Source organism: Longimicrobium sp., assembly GCF_036554565.1.
GTDB lineage: Bacteria > Gemmatimonadota > Gemmatimonadetes > Longimicrobiales > Longimicrobiaceae > Longimicrobium.
The window spans coordinates 1-2,763 of sequence record NZ_DATBNB010000426.1; the positions used below are offsets into that span (position 1 = coordinate 1).

The 2,763-nt window shown below is 67.3% G+C and carries 6 protein-coding genes; all 6 read left to right on the forward strand.

Going from position 1 to position 2,763, the window contains the following annotated elements; all coding sequences use genetic code 11:
* Nucleotides 1-370: 370 nt before the first annotated feature.
* Nucleotides 371-631 (forward strand): hypothetical protein, encoded by a 261-nt coding sequence (locus VIB55_RS11595; protein WP_331876824.1) that lies wholly within the window; start codon nt 371-373, stop codon nt 629-631.
* A gap of 13 nt (nt 632-644) precedes the next feature.
* Nucleotides 645-1,034: a hypothetical protein gene (locus VIB55_RS11600; RefSeq protein ID WP_331876825.1), complete on the forward strand. Its 390-nt coding sequence runs from the start codon at nt 645-647 to the stop codon at nt 1,032-1,034.
* Between the two features lie 137 nt (nt 1,035-1,171).
* Nucleotides 1,172-1,324 carry a 50S ribosomal protein L34 gene (rpmH, locus tag VIB55_RS11605; RefSeq protein WP_331022193.1) on the forward strand — a complete coding sequence of 51 codons (153 nt, stop codon included), beginning with the start codon at nt 1,172-1,174 and terminating at the stop codon, nt 1,322-1,324.
* A 38-nt stretch (nt 1,325-1,362) separates the two neighbouring features.
* Nucleotides 1,363-1,752: a ribonuclease P protein component gene (gene rnpA / locus VIB55_RS11610; RefSeq protein ID WP_331876826.1), complete on the forward strand. Its 390-nt coding sequence runs from the start codon at nt 1,363-1,365 to the stop codon at nt 1,750-1,752.
* Complete coding sequence (gene yidD, locus VIB55_RS11615) at nt 1,749-1,946, forward strand: membrane protein insertion efficiency factor YidD (protein ID WP_331876827.1); 198 nt, start codon at nt 1,749-1,751, stop codon at nt 1,944-1,946. Before rnpA ends, yidD begins: the two co-directional genes overlap by 4 nt.
* A 35-nt stretch (nt 1,947-1,981) precedes the next feature.
* Nucleotides 1,982-2,763 (forward strand): membrane protein insertase YidC (gene yidC / locus VIB55_RS11620; RefSeq protein WP_331876828.1); only part of this gene is annotated, 782 nt, incomplete at its 3' end.

Sequence of the window (2,763 nt, forward strand, 5' to 3'; positions counted from 1 at the left end):
TCGCCTGTGTGGGCGCCAGCCACGTGCGGAAAGCCTGGTCCGGCAGCGCGGTCTTGGCGCTCTCCAGAATGCGCGACCAGATTTCCCCGGCAGTGAGCTCCATCACATCCAGCAGCAGGACGGCGACCGCAGACGACACCCGGGCAACGTAGAACTGCCTTGTGGATAAGTCAAGAAAGCCCGCTAAGTGCCTGGAGTTACCTGCGTTTGGCACCCAGATGCGCACGGTGTCGCATCCGGCTCGCCTGCGGATTCGGCAGGCTTCCGAAGCTCCCCCGAACCGGCCGGCTGCGGACTTGACCCACGTGGCGCGCCTGTATAACCTTGGAAGCCCACAGTGGGATTTCCCACCTTGATGAAGGAGGCTTGGATGAAAGTAGTCGCGGAGCGGGACGTTCGGGTCGACAGCAAGAAGCGAGTGACGCTGACGGGTGCGGAGTACGAGCACTACCGGATGAGCCGATATGATGATGGACGCATTCTGCTTGAGCCGCGGGTGCTGCGCGTACCCGATGCGATCTCCCGGCTCACGCTTTCGCACGTTGACGAGGCGATGACCAACCTTTCCGCCGGCGTCGCCGGCGACGAATTCGACCTTGACGAAGTCCGGGACCTGATCGACGAACCCTGAACCAACTGGCCGGATGCCGTACGTGGTGCGAAAGGGCGTGCCCGAAGTGCTGGAGCTCTGGAAGCGCCTCCTGAAGGGCCACCGGCAGAACTCCCTCTCTCCATCGGATCGCGAGCTCTTCAAGCGGTGGGCAAAGGCAATTGCGCTTCTTCGGGCCGACCCTCGGCACCCGGGTTTGCGGACACATGAGATCGAGCCGCTCTCCCGCCGGTTCGGACGCAAGGTCTTTCAATCGTATCTGGAGAACAACACGCCCGGTGCGGGCAGGATGTACTGGGCGTACGGGCCGGAGGACGGCCATATTACGGTGGTCGGCCTGGAGCCACATCCCGAAGACCGGAAGTCCAGGGGCTATGACCGCGTCTCGCTCTCCAACCTTCCTCCGCGCGATCCGCCAGGGTGACCGTGCGGTACTGCCGCCGCGGACCGGGATCGCAGGTTGACGGAACCGGCCACCTCCGCTACATTCACTGTCTTTGCCACAAAGGCCTTCCCGGCCCTCCATTCTCGTTACGACGCAGCACCCGAAGGGGTTGACCGATGAAGCCGAGTTATCGTCCGCGCAACCGCAAGCGGATCAACAAGCATGGGTTCCGGGCCCGGATGGCCACCAAGGGCGGCCGCGCCGTCCTGAACGCCCGCCGCCGCAAGGGGCGCCACAAGCTGGTGGTCGAAGTTCCGAGCAAGTACTGAGCGGCGACCCGAACGCCGCGCGCAGCGCACCCCGGTCCATGGACCCGGACGGCGCGGGCGAACGGCAGGGCTTCGGCCTGCCCAGACGGGCGCGGATCACCTCTTCGGATGAGATCCGCGCATTGTTCAGACGGGGGAAGAGGAGCAAGACGCGCCACCTGGACGCGTTCGTCTCCCCTTCCCCCGCTCCGTTTGCGCGCCTGGGCGTCGTGGTTCCCAAGCACAAGCGCACCATCGTGAAGCGAAACCTGGTCAAGCGCCGGCTTCGCGACCTGGGGCGCACCGTGGTGCTGCCGGCACTCCGAAACCGCGGGCTGGCATTGGACGTACTGTTCCGTGCCCGCCCCGAAGCCTACACCGCCTCGTTCGCGGACCTTCGCGACGAGGTGGCCGCGTTCACGGAGGAGCTGTGCTCGCGCGCGCGATGATGTCAGCCATCCGCTTCTATCAGAAGGGGATCTCGCCGCTGAAGCCCCCCGTCTGCCGCTTTCATCCCACGTGCTCGCACTACGGGATGGAGGCGCTGCAGCGGTACGGCGCGGCGCGCGGCTCGTGGCTGCTGCTGAAGCGGCTGCTGCGCTGCAACCCCCTGTGCAAGGGTGGCTTCGACCCCGTTCCCTGAGCGGGCCGACCCGTACCCGGTGGAACCACCACAAGATGGATCAGACCAAGCGGCTCATTCTCTTCGTCGTTCTCTCGACGGCGTTCATCTTCGCGTGGGAGGCGCTCTTTCCGCGCACCCCGCCGGCACCGGTGCGTCCTCCGGCGGACTCCGCCGCGGCCAGTAGCCCGGCGCAGGCGCCGGGGCTGCCAGTTGCGGCGCTGCCGTCCACCGCCCCGTCGCAACCCGGCCAGCCCGAGCGGTTCGTGCACGTGCGCTCGCCGCTCTACGACTACCGCTTCTCCACGCGGGGCGCGGCGCTGAACGCAGCCACGCTGCCGCGCTTTTCCAGCTACGTGCAGGCGGGCCAGAGCGTGCAGCTGGTGCCGCGCAGCGCCCGCGACGTGCTGGCGCGCCGCCTGGTCGTCGGCCGCGACACGCTGGACTTCCGTGGCGTTCACTTCACCCCCGACGCCGCGTCGCTGGTCCTGCGTGAAAGCGACGGGCCGCGGCAGCTGCGCTTCGTGTCGGACCCGGTGGGGGCGGTGCGCGCCGAGCTCACCTACACCTTTCGGCCCAACGACTACACCGTCGACGTGCAGGGGCGCTTCATTGGCCTGCCCGCCGGCGTGCAGCCGCAGATGGTGACGGAGCTGGGCACCGGGCTGGCGCCTCACGACGCGGTGGAGCACGGCTCGGCGAACGAGCTGGCGGTGGTGGGGTGGAATCGTGAGCGGGTGGAACGCGAGTCGATCCGCAAAATCCAGGCGCCCGACACCCTTGCCGGGCCGCTCGTGTGGACGGGGATCAAGGACCGCTATTTCCTGATCGCCCTCAT